The following is a 20,612-nucleotide window of genomic DNA, read 5'->3' as shown; positions in this document are numbered from 1 at the left end:
TGCATTCCTATATTGAAAGATGAAAGACAGAACACATAAAATATAATAAGGATATAATATCTTATTTTCATGTTACCAGGCACTTATGTATTTAAGGAGAATAACAGTACTTTCATTATATTCTTGAATATTCCACAACAGTAACGAAATCGTGCCGACTACTACTTTGATTTCGATGGCCGACCCTTTTACCGGTATCAGGGAAAGGAAAATAGCGTTTGAAGGTTTATGTAAATGTAAGGATGGGGACGATGCTTTGCAAGAGGCAGAGGGAAGAAAAGTTTTACACTGCTTTTCTGCTCACGCCGTAAATTGAAGTGCTACATTCAGAAATTCATCATTTTGTTGGTTCTATAGGGCAAAGATACTGAGAGGCGGGGAAGGGTGGTTGCGGGTTCCCGTAAGGGCTCATGCAAGAAGACTTTTGATATATTCAGCACTCACCTGTCCCTGAAGGATAATCCGTATATCCCGGGGCAGTTCAAGGGTGATATCCAGATGTGGGGTCTGATCTTCTTTCACCTGCAGGCGAACAAAAGAGGGTATCCCTCTTTTTTGTCTTGCTTTCTTTTTCTTTTACATAAATCCAGTAATGAAGGGATAGCACCGGAATGCCGGCTTCCGGGAACCTACTTACGGGACACGGATACGAAGAACCAGCATCTCCGGAATCTCCATTCTAATATAATTAGATATGGTTCAAAAAGTGAATGACTTTTTGAACCATATGTCCCTAACTATGGAAACGCATTTAATCGATACTTAAATATGTTATCTTCGAAGAGTGGAATACGGGTATGTGTAGGCTATTCGGTACCTGTAATCTAAAAAAACAAAACTCTTTTAAACCTAATGTTGAATATTCTAAAAGACCATATAGAAAAATTCGCACAAATTTCTGATGAGGAATTTGAAGAGATAAAAAAATTCTTTGATACCAAAGATGTAGCTAAAAAAGAAAACTTATTAGAGGAGGGCCAAATTTGCAAACACCATTACTTTGTATTAAAAGGGTTGCTACGGAAGTTTTTCATCAACGAGAAAGGGACTGAACAAACAACCGAATTTGCGATAGAAACCTGGTGGCTTACTGACAACTTTGCCTACGAAAATAAAATCCCTTCAGATTTTTATATTCAAGCCGTAGAGCAATCAACAATACTTTATATATCACAGGACAATCAAGAAAAATTATTAACGGCATTTCCGATAATGGAACGGTATTTCCGTTTTGTCTACCAGCGGGCTTATGCAGCGGCTCAAAGGCGTATTCAATATCTTTTTACGTTTTCGAAAGAAGCATTTTATTTCCAGGCTGTTAGGAATCATCCTGAATTTGTACAGCGTGTTCCCCAGTACTTAATCGCATCATATTTAGGATTTACCCCCGAATATTTAAGCGAGATCCGTAAGAGGGGCATTTCTTAAACCAGTTTAAGTTTTTCCGTTTTAGCATTTTTCAATTTTGTAGTGAACAATTTTAAAAGAAGTACAATGCAAAAACGGTTTAACATTAAAGCAGTAGCTCCAAATGCTCTGAAAGCAATTATTGGTTTAGAAACCTATTTATCACAGTGTTCTATCTCCAAAACTACCAAAGAACTCATCAAAATCCGTGCTTCACAAATAAACGGGTGTGCGTTTTGTATTAATATTCACACTCAAGACGCAATTAAAAGTGGTGAAACCAATCAACGTATTTTCTTGCTAAGTGCTTGGAAAGAAGTTGAAGGTGTTTTTACGGAAGAAGAAAAAGTAGTGTTGGCAGTAACGGAAGAGATAACGTTAATCCAACAAAAAGGATTAACAGATGAAACCTACACAAAAGCCTTACAATTTTTTAGCGAAACCCAAATTGCAGATATTATAATGGCAGTTACTACCATCAACCTATGGAACAGGATTGTTCTAAGTACCCACCTATTAATAGGAGAAAGTCTTGCATAAGAGTACATAAAAAAAGATCGTAAGTCGTTATAATGACACTGGACCTTAATAGAAGCTCATGTATTTTTCTTTGCTGTGGATTATTACCCTGCCTGTTTAAGAACAATGAATGAACTTGCTTTGTCCTTCAATACTCCCGCAGAAAATATTGAACAGTTTCTGTTCTTGTTTGGTAACAGCCTCAAATGAAAAGGTGGTTTTAAGGTAGCGAAAAATGAAACTATTTAAGGTTTTAGAAGATTCCTAAGGAAAAGTTTTCAATTATAGGTAAATATCTCGACAGTAAAATGCAAAAGGCGATTATTTCCTTTGCTTTTGAGAAGCAAAGGAATGTTGAAAATCACTCAAATGTGAACGTGAAGTACTCTCGTTAGCCGTTCGAATTGAATAAACTTAAAACGCCTGGTTCTTTTAGTAGAGCCAGGCGTTTGTTATTTGTTGTAAGCCATCCTTGTTTTAGCATGGTGTATGAGACTATCGAGGGAATACATGATGTGGCCCGCACTGCAAACTGAAGTACTGCATCCCGGAAATCTATCATTGTTATGGGTTCCGGTAAGGGGAAGTTCTCATTCAGCAAAGCCGGAGCCTATGCTTAAAAACAACAAAGCCCGGCGTAGGCGGGCTTGTGAGTTATTGCTGAATCTTAATAATTATAGCTTATTGATCTCTTCGACTGAGAGCTTGGTGAACTGTGCAATCTGCGATATCGACAGTCCTGCAGCTTTCATTCGCGGGCAGTTTCGAGTTTTGCTTTAAGTTCACCCTTCCGCTCGCCTTCAAGTTTACCTTCTAGCTTACTCTCTCTCATTGCAGTGGCAAGAACGTTTTCGTAATCCCACTTATCTTTTAAACTTGCTTCGTACATGGTTTGCTCCTCCGGTGTTAAGTTACTTATTTCTGCTATCTGGAAAATCCGCTGAAATATCCGCTTGTTCAGATAGACCGGGATCTGATCTAAACGGCTCATATTCTTTAACAGGTATGTCCATTTTTCGACATCTGTTTCCAGATCTTCTGCCTCTTTTGTAAAATTAGGCAATTTATCAGAAAGTGTTTGTTTTTAATGGCCTGATAGAGCCCTTCGGGGTTCCAAGAATTTATATCCCAGCTTTTTGTAAAATATTTCTTTGCTGTCTCTGTCCATTAAACCCATCTAACCCAGCCGGCAGCCAGACCATTCAAGCCACCTGGCAGCCCTTTACCACACTGCAATCACATCAGATATTCATTACTTTTCTTTTGTTGTTCCCTACATTTCTCTTTTACTGCTTTGAACTTTTTGCTTTTTTCCAAAACACGATATATTTCGTCTTTAAAACGAAACGCATGTTTATCACCATCAGATACAGGACTATTATTGAAATGGATTTCGTTAAATATGGATAAGTATGCCTGCAATTTCTCAGCCCTAAAAATCTTAACTTTCAGCCCCCATGCAGGAAGCTCTAAAGGATCACCGTAGCTTACATCTCCGTGGATAATGCCAATTCTATTCTTTTCAAAAGAACTTTTTATGGCGTCTATACTTGCTGTCGTCAAGTCAAGAGTATCGACCGACTTGAAGTCATGAAATTCCATTATCGCCACTCTATTATTAAGGTCAATTTTTATCCAGGGGTTATACTCAATTATGAGGTTATATTTTTGCTCATCATACGTATACCGTGAGGCAGACTTACATGATGATAATAAACAAAGTATAGCTGCAAAAACTATTTTGCCCATAATGGTATGAGTTTGAAGTTTCTCGGTGCCGGGTGTGTTTGGTGATGATCTATTCACAAAGACTCATTAGTTCTCGTAAAGGAGAGAAGGCTGCTTTCTAAGTTCAGGCACATACAGAACCTTTCTCTATTTTCGCTTAAATGTTCTTGCTATGCTTTTAAACGTTTTGATATTTTGTGCTGTATCCTCCCTTGTTGTTCCAACTATCAAATAATAGTCGCCCTTGCCGTCAAACAGCATGACCTGATAAATTATCTCGGTTTTATCTTCTTTGGTTTTTCCGCCTGCAATAATTTCGTAGCCTTTAAGATTGTCTATAGTTATTTCTTTAATTATCTTCAGAATGAGGCGTTCTCCGCCGGGGAGCTTTTTAAGTCTTTTTTCGGCGTATTCTTTTTGATTATCAACTGCAACTTTGGCAATAGAGTGGCCCAGAATTAAAGTTGGCTTGTCGGTTGGGATCTTTCCGTCTGTAGAGTAAATGAGACTGCCCGATATATACTTTATAAGTTTAAAATCAGTATTGGTAACGTCTATTGAAAATGTTGCGGCACTTAGTGGATCATCGTTCTGAGCACTATCATATACGGTGGACAGTAACGCGTCTTTTATTTTTCCTTCAATCGTTTTCGACTCTTCCGGATAAATTCCGTTTACTGATGCAGTCACAAAACCAGATGGCGGAATTAAACTGCATTTTGTGCCTGCCACTTTTATCAATTCGTTTGTCTGACCTAAAGCGATCTGTCCTAAAAGTAGTAATGGTAACAGCAGTTGTTTTTTCATGTCGGTTTATTGGTTCTTTTATGAGATATAGGATATAACTCAAATATACAGGAAGAATCATAATAAGGGTAATGGAATTGGTAAATTGAAAATCGGATTTAGGCTATGAGATCAAAAAGCGGTAATACAATGTATAGCTGCCTTGCGATTATAAAAAGACAATGATCAAATTTACGTTTTTAGTGCAAAAACTGCCAGGCATGAGCCTTGAAGAATTTGTGGATTATCACAAAAATCACCACGCTCCTTTATTCTGTTCCATCCCTGAGGTAGAACTTTACGTTAGAAAGTATGTAGTTAACCACCCTATAGTAGCTGAAGGTTTTCCTAAGCCTTTATATGATGCTGTAGTAGAAATCTCGTTTGACTCGTTCGATGATTTCAACGCTTTCTTCACATCGGAAAATTATTTAACAAAGGTGCATCCCGATGAGCCCAAATTTTTTGATACTTCAAACTATATTGCAATGGCAACCAATGAAACAATCATCAAAGCTGGTGCATAATTAATAACTTTGTCGATAACACCTATCTCACCCATTAAGTGAGATGGCTGTTATTTCAAATACAATGAATACAATCACTAACTCTCCTTTAAAGCCAACGATGTTTATATTATTATCCGCATAAGTGCAGTTAATATCCATGTGCATCAATTAAAAGACTGGCCAATTTTACTCGGGGCGACGGACGGGACATTACTTAAGTGGTATAAATAAACTCTAAGGTGACGTAAAATTACAATCAGATAGCATTATTTTAAATCAATCGATTTAAAATAATGCTATCTTTGTCCCAATGGCAAGGAATCTGGAATTCAATGAAGACGAGGTAATTCAGAAAGCAATGGAAGTTTTCTGGAGAAAGGGCTATGCAGCTACTTCGATGCGTGACCTGACTGATGCCATGCAGATAAACATCAGTAGCCTGTATAATAGTATAGGCGATAAACATGAATTATTTATCAGATGTATCAGGCATTATACTAATGGCCGGATACAGTCCGCGCAAAAACGTGTAGCTAATTTTGATTCGCCTTTTGCAGCCCTGGAGAGTTTTATAAATGACGCGGCCAAAACGATTGTATCAGAGCCAAACAGTTGCCTGTGTGTAAAGGCAACTTTTGAAACTGAAGGCTGTGACCCTGAAGTGCAGAAAGCGATCAATGAGTATAATGATCATGTTCATCAGTTTATAAAACGTATGGTTGAGAACGCACAGGAGGCTGGCGAGATTGCAGCTCATGAAGACGCTGATATAATAGCTGATTATTTGGATAGCTTGTTTACCGGGTGGTATAATTCTTTTATTATGCATAAGGATGGTCAGCGTATCCTCAAAATGGCTGGCTTATCTATCCGGCAATTAAAACAGTAAAAAAATTTACCTCATTTTAAATCAATCGCTTTAAAATAAATTATAATCAAATACAATAATTATGAGTTACTCACTAAATGAAAAAATTGCCTTGGTTACAGGTGGAACTAAAGGTATCGGAAAGGCTATTGCCGATACATTACATCGGGCAGGTGCCACGGTTGTAATTACAGCCAGAACTGCACCAAAAGATGGTGAAAATGATCACTATTTTATCGCAGCTGATCTTTCGACGCCGGATGGTGCATTGACTGTGTCAGCAAATTTACTTGAAAAGTATGGCCGGGTAGATATCATTATAAATAACGCTGGTGCTAACACAAGCCCTAATGGAGGCTACAGTACATTGTCTGATGAAGATTGGAATCATGAATTTCAGTTGAACCTGATGTCGGCAGTCCGTATTAACAAGGCCTTACTGCCGTCAATGGTTGCCCAAAAAAGCGGAGTAATTATAAATATTTCTTCGGGCGCCGCTATGCTGCCTTTATGGGACATAACGATACCGTACTCGGCTGCTAAGGCTGCGCTTAATGCCTACAGCAAAGGTCTGTCCGGTGAACTTGGCCCGAAGGGCATACGCGTGCTGACTGTTTCGCCGGGAGTGGTTAGAACGCCTTTGATGGAGGAGTTCATCGACAATATGGCGGAAGCCATGAACATTTCAACGGATGAGGCTGCTAAAACATTAGTAGAAAAAGTTGGGAACCTACCCCTGGGCAGGATGGCAGAACCTGAAGAAGTTGCAAATCTTGTAGGATTTTTGGCCTCTGATGAGGCGAGGTACCTTACAGGGACAAACTACCTGGTTGATGGCGGCCTGATGCCGGTAGTATAAAAAAACGGCCATGCATTGCCAGAGTACCCTGCCATCTCCTGTTTTTCTGAAGTAAGAATTAGGAGGTGGAACTCCTGGCAAAACCCGGCATAGCCGGGTTTATAATTTATTCTGAAGCCTGCCCAGATGTGATTCTTAATGACACTGAAGATTTATCAAAGATGTCTGCTGCCGGGCCTTGGCAGCCATACCGATACTTTTACATTTTTAAGTTAGGTTTTCCTTTTCCTGTAGTGATAAGGTTGAATAGGCTTGTGTTGATATAATCGGTCCATGCATTTCTGCAAATTTCGTAACATTCATATTCTGGAATCAGGCCAATATGCGTAAAGCACAACTGTGTTTTGCTATCCTTTTCAGTGATTTCAAAACTGATTTTTGTGCCTATCCATTCGGTTTTGTCGTCGGTAAAATTAAAATGGTTGGCGGTAACCAGCCACACTACTTTCCTGCCGGGTACAAACTCTACTATTCTCATGGTGCATGAGTGAACATCTTTATAGTGATACTTAAATTCGGAATCAAGTTTCTTCGTATCGCCTTCAATTTCTTCTGACCACCATCCGCGAACATTTGTAACAGCATCAAACACTTCTTTGGCGCTTTTGGTTACCGTAAAGGATGTAGTGTAATTTTTCGCAGCCGTGGCGGTTTTTTCCTTGATTTCCTTGTTGAGTACGTTGGGATTACCTTTTCCGGCGGTAATTAAAGGGATTAAGCTACTGTGCAGAAATTGTTCCCAGCCGCTTGTGCAGTCCTTATAACATTCCACCTGCGGGGACAGTCCCTGATGGGTAAAGCGTATCTGCGTCTTCTTGCCTGCTGGCTCAATTTCAAAGATGATCTTTGTTCCTGTCCATTCCGTCTTGTTTTTAAGAAAACTCAAATGGCTCACTGTAACAAGCCAAACTATCTTTTTGCCGGGCACTACTTCAACTAACTTTTGTTTAGAATAGTGTACATCGCCAAAACGCACTTCAAACTCATCTTCTAACGCTTGCGAATGACCTTTAAAATCTTCGGACCACCACAGGGGTACGCTATTAATAGCATTAAACACTTCAGTGGGCGTTTGGTCTACCAATAAGGTTGTTGTAAAATCAAATGTTGTCATCGGTGTATTTTTTTTATTGTTAAATAAAACGAGGCTGGAAATGGTTAAAAGCAATACATACAAAGTTTTATCATGGTAATTAACTTTCATTGTCACATTACAAAGGTATCGTCTCAATTTCTGGCTATAGGGGTGCAAAATGGACATTATGACGGGTTGATTTGGACAGGTTGTTTATGTACCTTTAGAAAAAAATGACATGAAACACCTTACTATATTGGTGCCCAATGGCGAGAATAACCTCAGCAGTATTGTGGGCGCTTATAAGATATTAACCCGGGCAAATGAATTTTGGAAGGCCGGTAACAGACCGCCGGTATTTAAGGTGGAACTGGCTGGAAGCTGCGAAAAAGTGGAGTTTTATGAAGGCCTTTTTGCAGTAAAACCTCATACCAATATTTCGGCTTTAGAAAAAACAGATTTTGTGATTATACCGTCGTTAAACCATAATTATAAAAGGGCGATCCAGGAAAACCAGGATCTGATTACCTGGATTGCCCAGCAATATAGAAATGGAGCCGAGATAGCCAGTGTGTGTACAGGCGCATATCTTCTGGCATCGGCAGGTTTATTAGACGGTAAGAGCTGTTCTACACATTGGATTGCTGCAGATAATTTCAGGATGGAGTTTCCTAAAGTGAATTTGCAGCCAGACAAGTTAATTACCGACGAAAAGGGAATCTATACAAATGGCGGCGCGTATTCTTTTCTGAACTTGCTCATTTACCTTGTAGAAAAATATTTTGACAGGCAGACTGCCATTTACTGTTCCAAAGTGTTTCAAATTGAAATAGGGAGGCAGAGCCAGCAGGAATTTATAATCTTTAAGGGTCAGAAACAGCACGATGACGACATGGTAAAAGAAGCGCAGTCATATATTGAAAGCAACCTTCATGAGAAAATAGCGATTGAGCATTTATCCGCCAGGTTTGCTGTTGGCAGACGTAACTTTGACAGAAGATTTATTAAAGCCACAGGCAATACCCCTCTCGAATATTTGCAGAGGGCAAGGGTAGAGTGGGCAAAACGGGCGTTTGAAAACAATCGTAAAACAGTTAATGAAGTGATGTACGAGGTAGGTTATTCTGATGTTAAGGCTTTCCGGGAAGTATTCAGAAAAGTAACCGGTATCAGTCCGTTGGAATACAAGAGCAAGTACAATAGATGACTCGCCTGCTCCTGAATTTGAAACTGATGAAGACGGTATACTGGCTTGTTTTCTGGTTAAGCAAGGCTTAAACATCTACTGATGTAAATCAGATTCTCTCCTTCCCGCTGTATTTAAGCGTTAATTCAGGGTTTTTCGCATAGTCGTCCCAAAGCTCGTCAATTGTTTTTCCTGATAACCTTACCCACGTATCCTGATTGTAGGTGTGGTTTCTCAATTCTTTATCTAATTGTATGATCATTCCCGGTTTAACTTTTTGATCAATCCATTCAAAAAAGCGTGCGGTTATGCGGTAGCTGTTCTCGTATTTTTTCTCGTTGTGCTGCGCTGTAAATGCTGGTAGTGACCATTTGGAGCCAATATTATCAACGCCATATTTATAACGTATAAAATCAGCTATTCCCTCGGTTAACCAAACTGGTCCTGATCCGTAACCGTAACCTTGCACAAGGTGCATCCCTTCGTGTGTGACAATATCAATATCCGTTGGATGCGCATTCATATAAGTAGTGCTGAATAAAATACGGTTTCCGCTGGCTTCGGCGACCCCTTTATATGCAGTGTCGGTCACAAATATAACCTCATGGGTGGTTTTATCATTAAACGTACTGACAAGTACGGGGAAAACCTTGAAATAGGTTTCAATGAGTTCCTTCTGAATTACGGGGTTGAAGTTTGAGTTTTTGTTTATAAATACCAATTGATAATCACCCTGTTTAACCGTATCAACTGACGTCCAGTTTTTATGAAGCGCTTCCTGCAGGTGAGCCTGGAATCTGTTGATGTTATCTTTCTTCTTAATCCACCGGCTGTTTACTACGATTTCACCGGGTTTGGCGCTTATCGTGAACTTTTTTGCCGTATCAATAACCCGCATGGTTACCTCCCTTTTGGTGCGATAACCATCCGCTACTGCAAAAGCCGGATAGGTTGCCTGGAATGCCGCATCTACTTTCACCGTGTCTAGTTTAACCTTTGTTTTATTTAAAATAGTTATGGTGTAAGGGTGAGGTCCGACGCGTCTGCGCTGGGACGTCTGTCCCGCTGTAGTGGTATTGGTTGAAGTTGGCTGTGCTGTTGCTGCAAAACAAAACAGTGCAAAGAAGGCCAGGGTGAATGTATTTTTGAGCATGAGTTGATTATTTGGCATAAAAATAAATTAAAATAGTTAGATACCCAATATCATCGTTTTGCGGGTTTGCTTAATAGATTTCCATTCTTCTGCCGTCATTTCAAATTTGGTTTCCTTGCCATACATACCAGCTTTGCGCCAGCCTGATTTTTGATAGAATAATTCTGCTCTTGTGCCGGGAGCTGTGCCGAGCCAAACGTTGTCCTGCTTTGAGAAATACCAGTCGAGCATCATATCATGGAGTTTTCTTCCGATGCCCTTGTGCTCATGATTTGGATGGAGGAATAATGCCCAGATATTGTTGTTAACCAGATCGGCAATTGCGAACCCCACAACTGTATTGTCAATTTCGCATACCCAGCCTTTGCCTCTTTGGAACATAAAGACGTTGCAGTCTTGATCAGTTACTAAATTGGGATCAGACAATGCGTTTTCTTTGACTGAATTCCTTACAATCTGTATTTGTTTAATGTCGTCTACTGTTGCTTCTCTGAAAATCATGGTCAAATGTCTGAAAATAAAGGTAATGTTATTGCCCATATTATGGGCATTAGTAATACTCCTTTGACGCGAGGGCAATGTTACCTCCTATTGATTGGTGTCAGGAAAGCTATTTAGGTTGATTTGCGGGCTTGCTATTGGCCTGGTTTTTGATTTTACAAAGTTCAAGTGGCAGTTTATTAGTTTTTTGAAGATCGAATTTTAAAATATTTGACGCATGTCCGCCGAAGCGAAGATGACGGGTAGTCAGCTTGTCGTAGTGGCTGTAAGGGGCGGTACACTTTCCACCCGTTCGTGTACGGCAAAACCTACGCCGGCGCTTAATGCGGAAACCGGTCAGCTACGCGACGTCTCGGCGGGCATGTTGTCATTAATTCAGCTAAATTATGGGGCTTTCCGGATTTTGCTGGCAATTTAAAATTACATTCCTTAAACGTTCTTCGTTCTCATCGCCCCATTGTCCGAGTGCGGCAATCACGGGAATTAGCGTTTTGCCAAATTCGGTAAGGGTATATTCTACTTTTGGTGGAACAACGGGATAAATCTTTTTGACGACCAATTCGTGTCCTTCCAATTCTTTTAGTTGTATGTTCAATACTCTGCGTGAAGCGTCGGGGATTTTGCGCTGCAGCTCACTTGGACGTTTATGGCCCTCATTAATAAACCACAGCAAGCGGATTTTCCATTTGCCGTAAAGTACCTCACCGATCAGATCAAGACCGCAATTTAAGCTTAACGGAATCTTTCTTTCATACATATTGCAAAGGTATTCCCATTGTTCAGAATGTGCAATAGGGGAAGAATTTATCCCTATGCAATTCGATTTTCCGTACTTGTTTGAAGTGAATATACCACTGAAATTTGCTCAGAGGAAATTGTAAAATGAATAAGGAATTTAATTACAGCGATGAGCTATCAGGGAAAATAGCTTTAGTAACAGGAGGCACAAAAGGTGCAGGCAGAGCTATTGCCCAAAGATTATTGGCGGCAGGCGCAACGGTGATCATTACGGCAAGAAATGCCCCCGACGAGCTTAATGAAGCTATGCATTTTATTCCGGCTGATTTGAGTAAGCCTAGCGGAGCAAAAAAAGTGGCCGGTGGGGCTTTAGCAAAATATGGAAGGCTGGATATTTTGGTAAATAACTTAGGCGGTTCTGAAACGCAGGGTGGTGGTTTTGCGGTTTTGAGCGATGAAGATTGGGAAATGACTATTCAATCCAATTTACTTGCTCCTGTACGTTTAGACAGACAGTTCCTGCCGCAAATGCTTGAACGGGGCCAGGGCGTTATCATTCACATAGCTTCTATTCAGGGAAAATTGCCATTGTACGATTCTACTTTGCCGTATGCAGCTGCTAAAGCCGGTTTGATCAATTACAGTAAAGGTCTGTCAAATGAAGTTTCACCAAAAGGTGTAAGGGTTTTAACGGTTTCGCCAGGTTGGATTATGACTGCATCTTCCACCAGAATGATGGAGCGCATTGCGCAAAGCTCAAACGTAACCGTTGAAGAGGCTACAAAAAGCGTGATGGACGGCTTAGGAGGAATTCCGTATGGCAGGCCTGCACAACCTGAAGAGGTGGCCGAATTAGTTGGATTTTTGGTCTCGCCAAGGGCAAATTATCTGACCGGTGCGGAATATGTAATCGACGGCGGCACTATCCCAACAATTTAAGATTCGCAATAAAAGAAGAGTATGTATCATTAAACAAAAAAGAAGAATATGAATTTACCAAAAGTAGTAGCAGATTTAGTTAAGGCACAGGACAATTATGATAGCGTTGCTTATACAAATTGTTTTACCGAAGATGCCGTAGTGTTTGATGAGGGCCAGACGTACACAGGAAGAGCAGAGATCAAGCTTTGGATATCTAACGCTAATGAGAAGTATAAGAGTGTAATGAAGCCAATCAGCTTTGTAGAGAAAGGTCCAGAAAGCATTTTAACGGCGGATATTTCTGGCGATTTTGAAGGAAGTCCGATTGTTCTGAATTATCATTTCGAATTCATTGACGGGTTGGTCCGGTCGCTGAAAATAACCGGATAATGAGATAATGGCGGGAGATCTTATTTCTGACAGATATGGGATAGGATTGGCGGTTAAAACCTGTTCCATATCGATTATAAAAATAATGTTGCAGCTTGAAAGTTTTCGTATATTTATACTGAAATTTAAACCCACAAGCTAAATCATATGCGACCTAAATCGTTATTATTGATATGTTGCCTTGGCGCACTTCTGGCAACATCCGCAATTATATCCTGCAAAAAAGATAATCCCTCTGAAAAGATAACTTCGGGGTATGGCGATGTCTCCTATTTTGCAAAAGCTTTTGGTTCACATAGCAAAACGGCCTCGGTTAAATCTGATACCGTTGGAGGTCAGGTATCTGTTGGCTGGTCTTCCGCATCTGTTTACGTAGAAAAAATTGCTTTTTCCGGGAAGAGCAATAGTTTGCTTGATACCACAATTACAATAGAAAAGAAACTGGACATTTTTAGTGCAGATGCGTTAGCTGGTATAATCAAATTGCCTGCGGGTTCTTATAGAGATGTAAAGATCAAAATGTTTTTTAAGAAGTCGCCGAGGTCGGAAATGGCTTTTGACTTTAAAGGTACATTTACAAATACTGAAGGAGGGAAGGATAGCATTATGGTGGGAAGTTCTTATCCGTTTGAAGCGAATCTCACTGTTACAGAAATCGCAATAGATCCGTCAGGTAAATATAACGTGATTTTTAATTTTGACCTGACAAGAGTGTTAACAGGAATCACAACAGCTGCACTGCAAACAGCGAGGAGCTATACCTGGCCAGATCATAAGAAGACCTATGTTATTTGGAAGGGGGGATCGGCTGATGAGCCATTTTACGATCAGGTTATACAGAACTGGCAAACCGTAGTAAACGTTGTGGTAAGCAAAGAGGAGTAGCAGGATCTTATATCATGAAGTCATAATATTAAAAGAAGAACAATGAAAGCTAAACTTATTTTAACCTCTCTAATCTCCATTCTTTGCAGCTTCGGCTTTGCTCAAACATACGTTGACCCTTACGTGGAGAGCGTTGGGGACCGAATTTGCTTTATAACCAAAGTTGAAGTGACCAAGCAAAATACGATTGTAAGCTTCGAACATTTAAACAACAATGGATGGATAAGGCTCGACCCTGCTATTTTCATCAGAACGAATACCGGCAAGAAGTTAAATTATGTTAAATCTGAGGATATACCGCTGGTTCCCGGTCAGTATAATTTTGCTCCCGGGGAGCAGAAGCATGCTTTCAAGGTTTATTTTGAGCCCCTTCCAAAAAAGGTAAAGGAATTTGACCTAATAGAAGTTGAGTCGGGTGGACAATATGATTTCAACTTTTACGGGGTAAATTTGAATAAAAAAAGAACTTCTGATAGCCAAAAACCGCACTTCACAGAAAGAAGAATAGAGACGGAGGTTGTTCTAACTCCGCCCCCTCCTCCTGGTGATATGGTAAGGGGATTTGCGGAGATGTATAAAGCCACGATTGATTCTTACCTGAACTATTTGAAACAGCCAAAAAAATTAAAGGAACTGGCTCAAATAAACAAAGATTACTACGATGCACTCATTGAAGTTGGATTTTCAAAGGAACAGGCGCTGCAGATTTTGATTTCCACTTCCCTGTTCCCAAGCATGAATGGCGGAAAATAGAAACTTAATGAACCTGGGTTACTACCTTTACCAGTTGTGCGAGTTCTGCTGCACGATCTTTTATTGAATCTACATTGGTGCCGGTGCCATCATAAGTAAGCACCACCCCCATACGGCGTTGAGGCCTGGCTATAGGTTTGCCGAACAGGCGGATGTCGGCTTTTGGTTGCGCCAACACTTGTTCCACGCCGGTAAACACCGGCTCGCTGCCTTCGGTATCGGCCAGAATTACGGCGCTTGCGCCATTTCGCTCGTGTGTTATTTCAGCAATCGGCAAGCCTAATACGGCACGGGCATGCAGTTCAAATTCCGACAGGTTTTGTGTGCCTGCCAGGGTTACCATGCCGGTATCGTGCGGCCTTGGCGACAGTTCTGAGAAATATACTCCTTCATCGGCGAGGAAGAATTCAACGCCCCAAATACCTGCTCCCGTAAGTGCGCGGGTTACTTTGGCGGCCATATCCTGCGCCTCCGTTAAATGTTCGGGACTTATAGCTGCGGGTTGCCAGCTTTCCCTGTAGTCGCCATTCTCCTGCCGGTGGCCTATAGGCAGGCAAAATAGGGTAATACCGCTATCCTGGGTTACTGTAAGTAAGGTTATCTCAGAGTTGAACTTCACAAAAGCCTCTGCGATTACTTCGGTCTGGTCGCCGCGCTTGCCATGTTGTGCATACTCCCATGCTTTTTCAATGTCGGCTTCATTCCTGATTACCGACTGTCCCTTGCCGGAAGAAGACATAAGTGGCTTTACCACGCAAGGCATGCCTACGGCTTTTACTGCTGCCTGAAGCTCTTCGAGGTTGTTTGCGTAGCGATAGTCGGCTGTACGCAGGCCGAGCTCTTTTGCTGCGAGATCCCTGATGGCCTTCCGGTTCATTGTAAAATTGGCTGCTTTAGCACTTGGTACGACGCGGATGCCCTGTTTTTCGTAATCATAAAAACGCTCCGTTCTTATGGCCTCTATCTCGGGCACAATGATGTCGGGTTTGTGCTTAGCTACGATGCGATCCAGTTCGGCGCCATCCAGCATATTGATCACCTCCCTTTCGTCGGCCACCTGTTGTGCAGGGGCATCGTCGTAAGAATCTACTGCTATGATGTGTTGGCCGAGCCTTTGGGCTGCTATTACGAATTCTTTACCCAGCTCTCCAGAGCCCAAAAGCATGATCTTTTTCTGCATAAAAGCTAAAATATTGAAGCTTCAAAACTACGAAAATGCTGTTTAAAAAGATGTGATTGAGCTCACCATTTGTCTGTTCTGAAAGGTGCTGCCGGTAAACCCTCTTTAGTATACAGGTTACAACCGGCGGGGTTGTCGGCCCATGCATATCTTACGGCTACTGGTTTTGCAATGTCTTTACTCCAAACTACTACCTTTCCATTTTTGATCTCTGCTTCGGCCCAACGGAATTTACGATCTTCGCCGGCTATAGCAAAGTGCTTCAGCGCCCCGTTTTTTGCTGTCAAACCGCTGCCTGTATGTTTGAAAGAGATAATAACCTTGCTCCCATTGAAAGTGGCAGATTCGTATTGGGGCACCGGATACACGGCTTTCAGGTCGCGGTAAGCCACTTTTTGCGCGATAAGGGCGAGCCGGTTTCCAACCTCTTTCTTGTTTAAAGGGTGAAGGTCGTTTGCATCGCCAATGTCGATAGCAACTGCCAGTCCGCAGTTTGGTATCGAGTCTGCTACTTTTGCCTGCGATTCTCTCAGCATTGCCCACCTGCTTTCCTGGGGTACCTGCGGAGGGTCCATGTAATTTGCCAGCTGAACGATAAGGAATGGAAAATCGCCTTGTCCCCATCTCTTTCGCCAGTCGGCGATCAACGCTGGCAGCAGGCTTCTGTATTCAATGGCTTTACCTGAATTTCCTTCACCCTGGTACCAGGCTACTCCTTTTATCGTGTATCCAATGATCGGTTCTATCCTACTATGGTACATGATCGTTGGCATATAATCCATCCGTACGAAACGGGATACCGGAAGTTCCGGTAATGCATAACCTGTTTTATAGTACCATGTTCCGGAAAGATCAATGCTTGTTTTTCCATTTGTAAATCTGTATTTCTTGCCGGGAACAATACCTCCCCGGCCCTCTTTATCAATGATCCTGATGGTGAGGGTGTTTCTTCCTTCCTTTAGCAAATGGGATGGTATTTCATAACGACGTGCCAGGTACTTATTGTCTTTAGAACCTACTTTTTGCCCGTTGACGTATGTGATATCTATGTCGTCTATTAATCCGAGCTCCAGATAAACCGGCTGCCCGATCATTGACGCCGGCACATTTACTGTTTTTTTGACCCATACTGCGCCATCGATACCATCAATACCCTGGTCTTCCCAGTAGCCGGGAAAGACGATTGGTCTCCAGCCTGAAGTATCGGCAAAGGGTTGCGCCCACAACGCTTCCTTGCCTTTTAGTCCCTTATCATGCTGTTCTATTGCTGCAAACCATTCACTGGTGGTTTGTTTATCTTTCGAAACGGCAGCATTGGCGTATGCTGTATCCTTAAATGTGGCAGCTTTTTCAAGGTAATGAGGAAAGTTTTTCAGCCCTTCTTCGCTTATCCAGGCCTCTGCAGGTGTTCCCGAATAACTGGAATGAATGATTCCGACGGGAACTTTATGTTTTTTATGAAGGCTCAATGCAAAGAAATAGCCCACTGCACTAAAATTCAGAACGTTGCCCGGATTAGCTGGTTTCCACGTTCCTTCTACATCATCCCGTTTTGCAAAACTAGAAGGCAGTTTTACCGAAAATTCCCTGATCTGGTTATTTCCAGCAGCTTCGATCTCCTTAGTGTACAGCTCGCGGGCTTTGTATAGCTCGAAATTCATATTGGATTGGCCTGAACAAAGCCATACATCACCTAACAGGATGTCTTTGACCACAACGCTGTTCTTGCCCTTAATAATCATATCAAAAGGACCTCCTGCTTTCATCGGAGGTAGAGTAACCAGCCATTTTTTATTCTCAGAACAGGTTGTATGTACTATATGATTATTAAAGCTGATTGTGATCTTTTCTCCGGGTGAGGCCCATCCCCATATATTTACTTTTTGATCGCGTTGCAATACCATTCCGTTGCTGATAAGCCTGGGAAGTTTTATTTGCGATTTTACGATTGCGGGTATAAATATCCACAGGAGGATTGTATAATACTTTATTTGCTTTACCATTCGTTTAAAGCCGTTAAGTTAATATTTTTAACCTCCATTTTCTCATTTCCCGGTGCCAAAATAACATTGAAGGACTTTTTTGTATGCGCGGGTACCTTCAGCTCGAAACCAACCAGGGTGGTGCCGGGATTGGGTGCATCGTAATTATTCGGGGGGTCGGTACTCCAGGTTTTAAACACAGCGCCTTCTATGCCGGCGATGTACATTTTGAGGTGTTTTCCCTTATTGACCAGGTGGATTTGAGCGCCTTCGATCGATTTAACTTTCGCTGGTGTAAGCATTGCCCATCTTATGGTGCATTCGCTGTCGCCGGTTTCTATTTCATCTCTAACGTTCACATACTTTCTGCCAGTAATCGCAACTCCCCTTTTTGCCGTCACGAGATCTTCGTTATAAATCTCCGACATGTCTATAACGGCTCTTGTATGCTGCGGATCAGAAGACCTGGCGATGATTTTTGCCCTGCCCTTAACACTCTGGTGGTGCCCGTTAACGGTCAAGGTGCTATGCGAGGGATTTGAATACCGGAAGACCTGCCAGCGTTGTGAGTTCTGTGCCATATTCCAAATATCTAAACCTGCAGATTCAAGTGAATTATACTGCTGCATACCTAAATCAGCAGACCATCTTACCCCTTCGGCATCCATAACAAAAGAACCTATGTCCATATGGGCGTGGCTGAGTGATGGGGTGCCGGCCTTAAAACCTACATAAATGCCGTTCTTATCCCAGCCGGTCCGTAGAATGGCGACTTCGTTTTCCCCTACACCAGCCCAGAACAGAGTAGTGGGCACCGTTATTTTGTCAACCGGAATGGCCCGGCCCCATAACATTACCGCAGGCAGTAAGCGGTTTGATTTTACATGAAACCGAGACGATAACAGGTTCTCTTTTTCAATGTAAAGTATCGATGGATCCTGCAGCTTTTCTGCAAACCAGAACATGGCTGGCTGCAGACCTTCTGGTCCGCCTCCGTCGCCATAATTGAACGGCATATCCGACGTTCCGGTGAGCTGTTCGTAGAAAGATGCTGTTTTCAGAAAGCCCGGTTGTTTGCTCAGTCCAAAGTCGGATTTAAAAATTTTCTCAAGTGCGCTGATGAGGAAAACATTGAAGGAGGTGCCATAGGCCCAGTAGCTGTATCCTTCCATGTAGTTACCGTCGGGAGCATATTTTTTCATAGGAATAAGCACACTCTCTATTGCCCTGTTTATTAGTTTTCCAGATAATTCGGGTTGCTGTTCGTAAACTGCCAGCGCGCCGAAAGTAATTCCGGCATTGCATACCTGGTTCCAGTTATTCGATCCTCGTAGCCAGCCGTTGTATTTGGGGTCAAAAGACGGATTCAGCCCCTTTTGTATGATTGCCTTACTGATGATGTCACGTGAATTAGCAGAGAGACCATTATACAGCCAATCGTAACCGATTGATAATGCCAGGGTCATTTCGGCAACGTCCAGGAAATGGGTGGGATTCCAGTCCTCAAAAGCAGCAGCGGCCAGTAATTCCTTTTCGCATTTTTGGAAATATTGTTCTTTTCCGGTGATCCGCCATGCATACGACAGAAAAAAGATGCGCCTTAAACTTTCCCTTGAAGCCTGGAGCAGCCGCCTGCCGATCATCTTCCGTTCGACAGGGGGCTGCGTTAGGATAAGATCGCACTCGGTTAGGATTGCTCTGTTTACACGTCCCCGCACAGTATCTTTCTGAAGCTCCTGCCTGATGGCATTTTCTTCCCCTTTTAAAAGTAATAAGCGAGGGTGCTCTGTGATTTTTGAAACAGTTTCCGGAAGTGATTGTGCGTATATCCCCTGAGAGATAAGCACGAAAAATAAACAGATCGCAACTGACGTCAGGCTGAATTCTGAATAATATCGGTTTAACATTATCTGAGACTTTAGTTGATCATTTTATTATACCTGTTTAAGGCTTCAAGGTAATAGTAGTCGGCATAAATCAATGGAACATCAATTTCTGAGTGATGGGCAATGCTTCCTACGCTATGTTTTAAAATGAAGCCACCATTTTCGCCTGTTTTTGCTTTATAAGCAGGGCTGCCTAAAGAATGCAGGATCGTTACAGCTGCGTCGCGGTATTTATTGCCGTCGACTCCTTTAAGCGTACTTAATTCAAACAACGCCGAAGCCGTTATGGCTGCAGCCGAAACGTCGCGATAGTTTACCGGAGTTTCTGGGGCACGCGATCGTACGGAAGGTGTATATCCTTCCTGATTTGCGTTGAAGTCCCAGTAAGGGACTTTATCAGAGGGCAGATTTGCGTGATTAAGATAATAATCCGCCATTTTAACAGCAGTTTGAAGAAATCTTTTATCACCGGTTTCCCGGTAGGTCATGGTAAACCCGTATATTCCCCAGGCCTGCCCTCTCGACCAGGTAGAATTATCGGCATATCCCTGTGCTGTCTCTCTCGAAAGAACGTTTCCGGTTTCGGGGTCGTAACAAACCACGTGGTAACAGCTGTAATCTGGTCGTACCTGGTTTTTCATTGCATTCTCTGCATGTCTCACTGCAATATTTTTGAAGTATGGATTTCCCGTTTCTTTCGATGCGAAAAAAAGCAGTTCAAGGTTCATCATATTATCAATAATGACCGGGAAGTTGTAACGGGTTTTGCCACGCCATGAACCAAATACATCCCATGATTTTATGCTGCCTGTTTTCGCACTGTACCTGCTGCTTAACGAAGTCGCTGCCTGTATCAGAATGTCTTTATATTTTTTATTTCCGGTTAACCGGTAGGCATTACCATAGCTGCAATACATCATGAAGCCCAGATCATGATGCCTCGTGAAGTTTTTGAGTGGCTCGAGTTTCTCTGTCCATTTGATTGCTTCCTTCTTTAAATTTAAATCTTTTGATCCTTCAAAAGCATACCATAAAGTACCCGCAAAAAAACCAGATGTCCACTCGTATTTATTGGTCAGCTTAACTTTCCCGTTTTCGTCAAGGGTTCTGGGATATAATGTATCTGCCTTGTTGGCCTCATTCAACAAAGAACTTAACTGCTTGCCCGAAAAATGGAAGTTCTCCTGTATAAAACGTTCTTCCGATGGGTCGCCGGTAAATGCTATTGTAAAGAAGGCAAGTATTAAAAACGCTGGAATATAGTATTTCATTTCAAAAATTTTGAT

General features: G+C 41.9%; 22 protein-coding genes. 11 read left to right on the top strand and 11 right to left on the bottom strand.

The annotated features are described in order from the left end of the window. Positions 1-852 precede the first annotated feature (852 nt). Positions 853-1,428, top strand: a complete 576-nt coding sequence (locus BDE36_RS00885) for a Crp/Fnr family transcriptional regulator (protein WP_128770655.1) — start codon at positions 853-855, stop codon at positions 1,426-1,428. A gap of 66 nt (positions 1,429-1,494) precedes the next feature. Then, positions 1,495-1,947, top strand: a complete 453-nt coding sequence (locus BDE36_RS00880; RefSeq protein WP_128770656.1) for a carboxymuconolactone decarboxylase family protein — start codon at positions 1,495-1,497, stop codon at positions 1,945-1,947. 727 nt (positions 1,948-2,674) lie between these two features. Here the strand turns inward: BDE36_RS00880 and BDE36_RS00875 are convergent. From BDE36_RS00875 to BDE36_RS00865, 3 genes are all read right to left on the bottom strand, one after another. Next, positions 2,675-2,989 carry a PD-(D/E)XK nuclease family transposase gene (locus BDE36_RS00875; RefSeq protein ID WP_128770657.1) on the bottom strand — a complete coding sequence of 105 codons (315 nt, stop codon included), beginning with the start codon at positions 2,987-2,989 and terminating at the stop codon, positions 2,675-2,677. 173 nt (positions 2,990-3,162) lie between these two features. Continuing rightward, a complete protein-coding gene (locus tag BDE36_RS00870; RefSeq protein WP_141813376.1) occupies positions 3,163-3,675 on the bottom strand; it encodes a hypothetical protein in 513 nt (170 codons plus the stop codon). A gap of 126 nt (positions 3,676-3,801) precedes the next feature. After that, positions 3,802-4,461 carry a hypothetical protein gene (locus BDE36_RS00865; protein ID WP_141813375.1) on the bottom strand — a complete coding sequence of 220 codons (660 nt, stop codon included), beginning with the start codon at positions 4,459-4,461 and terminating at the stop codon, positions 3,802-3,804. Positions 4,462-4,622: 161 nt separating this feature from the next. On the opposite strand from BDE36_RS00865, the gene BDE36_RS00860 reads away from it, so the two are divergent. From BDE36_RS00860 to BDE36_RS00850, 3 genes are all read left to right on the top strand, one after another. Then, positions 4,623-4,967 (top strand): EthD domain-containing protein, encoded by a 345-nt coding sequence (locus BDE36_RS00860; RefSeq protein WP_141813374.1) that lies wholly within the window; start codon positions 4,623-4,625, stop codon positions 4,965-4,967. Between the two features lie 292 nt (positions 4,968-5,259). After that, the gene (locus BDE36_RS00855) at positions 5,260-5,838 is read left to right on the top strand and encodes a TetR/AcrR family transcriptional regulator (RefSeq protein ID WP_128770660.1); all 579 of its coding nucleotides are present in this window, start codon (positions 5,260-5,262) and stop codon (positions 5,836-5,838) included. A gap of 61 nt (positions 5,839-5,899) precedes the next feature. Beyond that, positions 5,900-6,676 (top strand): SDR family oxidoreductase, encoded by a 777-nt coding sequence (locus BDE36_RS00850; protein ID WP_128770661.1) that lies wholly within the window; start codon positions 5,900-5,902, stop codon positions 6,674-6,676. Between the two features lie 199 nt (positions 6,677-6,875). Here the strand turns inward: BDE36_RS00850 and BDE36_RS24070 are convergent, their stop codons facing one another. Continuing rightward, positions 6,876-7,790 (bottom strand): SRPBCC family protein, encoded by a 915-nt coding sequence (locus tag BDE36_RS24070; protein WP_235833163.1) that lies wholly within the window; start codon positions 7,788-7,790, stop codon positions 6,876-6,878. Positions 7,791-7,989: 199 nt separating this feature from the next. Here BDE36_RS24070 and BDE36_RS00835 point away from each other — a divergent pair, with 199 nt between their 5' ends. Next, positions 7,990-8,958: a GlxA family transcriptional regulator gene (locus tag BDE36_RS00835; protein WP_141813373.1), complete on the top strand. Its 969-nt coding sequence runs from the start codon at positions 7,990-7,992 to the stop codon at positions 8,956-8,958. Positions 8,959-9,046: 88 nt separating this feature from the next. Here BDE36_RS00835 and BDE36_RS00830 read toward each other — a convergent pair whose 3' ends face one another. Then, positions 9,047-10,108 (bottom strand): basic secretory protein-like protein, encoded by a 1,062-nt coding sequence (locus tag BDE36_RS00830; RefSeq protein ID WP_141813372.1) that lies wholly within the window; start codon positions 10,106-10,108, stop codon positions 9,047-9,049. Between the two features lie 18 nt (positions 10,109-10,126). Then, a complete protein-coding gene (locus BDE36_RS00825; protein WP_235904420.1) occupies positions 10,127-10,630 on the bottom strand; it encodes a GNAT family N-acetyltransferase in 504 nt (167 codons plus the stop codon). Between the two features lie 178 nt (positions 10,631-10,808). On the opposite strand from BDE36_RS00825, the gene BDE36_RS00820 reads away from it, so the two are divergent. Then, positions 10,809-11,009: a hypothetical protein gene (locus BDE36_RS00820; protein ID WP_141813371.1), complete on the top strand. Its 201-nt coding sequence runs from the start codon at positions 10,809-10,811 to the stop codon at positions 11,007-11,009. On the opposite strand, the gene BDE36_RS00815 is transcribed toward BDE36_RS00820, so the two are convergent. Next, a complete protein-coding gene (locus BDE36_RS00815; RefSeq protein ID WP_141813370.1) occupies positions 10,971-11,348 on the bottom strand; it encodes a winged helix-turn-helix transcriptional regulator in 378 nt (125 codons plus the stop codon). The two genes, BDE36_RS00820 and BDE36_RS00815, sit on opposite strands and share 39 nt — an antisense overlap. 125 nt (positions 11,349-11,473) lie before the next feature. On the opposite strand from BDE36_RS00815, the gene BDE36_RS00810 reads away from it, so the two are divergent. The 4 genes from BDE36_RS00810 to BDE36_RS00795 all read left to right on the top strand — a co-directional run bounded on the left by BDE36_RS00810 (position 11,474) and on the right by BDE36_RS00795 (position 14,278). Continuing rightward, positions 11,474-12,268, top strand: a complete 795-nt coding sequence (locus BDE36_RS00810; protein ID WP_141813369.1) for an SDR family oxidoreductase — start codon at positions 11,474-11,476, stop codon at positions 12,266-12,268. A gap of 48 nt (positions 12,269-12,316) precedes the next feature. Beyond that, complete coding sequence (locus tag BDE36_RS00805; protein ID WP_141813368.1) at positions 12,317-12,640, top strand: nuclear transport factor 2-like protein; 324 nt, start codon at positions 12,317-12,319, stop codon at positions 12,638-12,640. A 147-nt stretch (positions 12,641-12,787) separates the two neighbouring features. After that, a complete protein-coding gene (locus BDE36_RS00800) occupies positions 12,788-13,525 on the top strand; it encodes a hypothetical protein (protein WP_141813367.1) in 738 nt (245 codons plus the stop codon). Positions 13,526-13,567: 42 nt separating this feature from the next. Beyond that, positions 13,568-14,278, top strand: coding sequence for a hypothetical protein (locus BDE36_RS00795; RefSeq protein WP_141813366.1), 711 nt, complete (start codon positions 13,568-13,570; stop codon positions 14,276-14,278). Between the two features lie 4 nt (positions 14,279-14,282). Here the strand turns inward: BDE36_RS00795 and purT are convergent, their stop codons facing one another. The 4 genes from purT to BDE36_RS00775 all read right to left on the bottom strand — a co-directional run bounded on the left by purT (position 14,283) and on the right by BDE36_RS00775 (position 20,597). Continuing rightward, positions 14,283-15,458 carry a formate-dependent phosphoribosylglycinamide formyltransferase gene (gene purT / locus BDE36_RS00790; protein WP_141813365.1) on the bottom strand — a complete coding sequence of 392 codons (1,176 nt, stop codon included), beginning with the start codon at positions 15,456-15,458 and terminating at the stop codon, positions 14,283-14,285. A 62-nt stretch (positions 15,459-15,520) separates the two neighbouring features. After that, entirely contained in the window at positions 15,521-17,461 is a 1,941-nt protein-coding gene (locus BDE36_RS00785; RefSeq protein ID WP_141813364.1) for a sialate O-acetylesterase, read from the bottom strand. After that, positions 17,455-19,347 carry a heparinase II/III domain-containing protein gene (locus BDE36_RS00780; RefSeq protein ID WP_141813363.1) on the bottom strand — a complete coding sequence of 631 codons (1,893 nt, stop codon included), beginning with the start codon at positions 19,345-19,347 and terminating at the stop codon, positions 17,455-17,457. The genes BDE36_RS00785 and BDE36_RS00780 overlap by 7 nt, the downstream gene beginning before the upstream one ends. A gap of 11 nt (positions 19,348-19,358) precedes the next feature. Next, on the bottom strand, positions 19,359-20,597 hold the full coding sequence (locus BDE36_RS00775) for a glycoside hydrolase family 88 protein (protein WP_141813362.1): 1,239 nt from the start codon (positions 20,595-20,597) through the stop codon (positions 19,359-19,361). Between the last annotated feature and the right edge of the window lie 15 nt (positions 20,598-20,612).

Source organism: Arcticibacter tournemirensis (assembly GCF_006716645.1).
In the GTDB taxonomy this organism is placed as follows: Bacteria; Bacteroidota; Bacteroidia; order Sphingobacteriales; family Sphingobacteriaceae; genus Arcticibacter; species Arcticibacter tournemirensis.
The sequence above is the reverse complement of the archived record's forward strand: the minus strand, read 5'-3'. Positions and strand labels throughout refer to the sequence as shown.

Coding starts and splice junctions, on each gene's coding strand:
- BDE36_RS00820 (WP_141813371.1), top strand. CDS start 10,809: ATGTCCGCCGAAGCGAAGATGACGGGTAGTCAGCTTGTCGTAGTGGCT.
- BDE36_RS00885 (WP_128770655.1), top strand. CDS start 853: ATGTTGAATATTCTAAAAGACCATATAGAAAAATTCGCACAAATTTCT.
- BDE36_RS00800 (WP_141813367.1), top strand. CDS start 12,788: ATGCGACCTAAATCGTTATTATTGATATGTTGCCTTGGCGCACTTCTG.
- BDE36_RS00865 (WP_141813375.1), bottom strand. CDS start 4,461: ATGAAAAAACAACTGCTGTTACCATTACTACTTTTAGGACAGATCGCT.
- BDE36_RS00880 (WP_128770656.1), top strand. CDS start 1,495: ATGCAAAAACGGTTTAACATTAAAGCAGTAGCTCCAAATGCTCTGAAA.
- BDE36_RS00825 (WP_235904420.1), bottom strand. CDS start 10,630: ATGGGCAATAACATTACCTTTATTTTCAGACATTTGACCATGATTTTC.
- BDE36_RS00870 (WP_141813376.1), bottom strand. CDS start 3,675: ATGGGCAAAATAGTTTTTGCAGCTATACTTTGTTTATTATCATCATGT.
- BDE36_RS00830 (WP_141813372.1), bottom strand. CDS start 10,108: ATGCCAAATAATCAACTCATGCTCAAAAATACATTCACCCTGGCCTTC.
- BDE36_RS00775 (WP_141813362.1), bottom strand. CDS start 20,597: ATGAAATACTATATTCCAGCGTTTTTAATACTTGCCTTCTTTACAATA.
- BDE36_RS00860 (WP_141813374.1), top strand. CDS start 4,623: ATGATCAAATTTACGTTTTTAGTGCAAAAACTGCCAGGCATGAGCCTT.
- BDE36_RS00850 (WP_128770661.1), top strand. CDS start 5,900: ATGAGTTACTCACTAAATGAAAAAATTGCCTTGGTTACAGGTGGAACT.
- BDE36_RS00855 (WP_128770660.1), top strand. CDS start 5,260: ATGGCAAGGAATCTGGAATTCAATGAAGACGAGGTAATTCAGAAAGCA.
- BDE36_RS00785 (WP_141813364.1), bottom strand. CDS start 17,461: ATGGTAAAGCAAATAAAGTATTATACAATCCTCCTGTGGATATTTATA.
- BDE36_RS00805 (WP_141813368.1), top strand. CDS start 12,317: ATGAATTTACCAAAAGTAGTAGCAGATTTAGTTAAGGCACAGGACAAT.
- BDE36_RS00795 (WP_141813366.1), top strand. CDS start 13,568: ATGAAAGCTAAACTTATTTTAACCTCTCTAATCTCCATTCTTTGCAGC.
- BDE36_RS00810 (WP_141813369.1), top strand. CDS start 11,474: ATGAATAAGGAATTTAATTACAGCGATGAGCTATCAGGGAAAATAGCT.
- BDE36_RS00780 (WP_141813363.1), bottom strand. CDS start 19,347: ATGTTAAACCGATATTATTCAGAATTCAGCCTGACGTCAGTTGCGATC.
- BDE36_RS24070 (WP_235833163.1), bottom strand. CDS start 7,790: ATGACAACATTTGATTTTACAACAACCTTATTGGTAGACCAAACGCCC.
- purT (WP_141813365.1), bottom strand. CDS start 15,458: ATGCAGAAAAAGATCATGCTTTTGGGCTCTGGAGAGCTGGGTAAAGAA.
- BDE36_RS00815 (WP_141813370.1), bottom strand. CDS start 11,348: ATGTATGAAAGAAAGATTCCGTTAAGCTTAAATTGCGGTCTTGATCTG.
- BDE36_RS00835 (WP_141813373.1), top strand. CDS start 7,990: ATGAAACACCTTACTATATTGGTGCCCAATGGCGAGAATAACCTCAGC.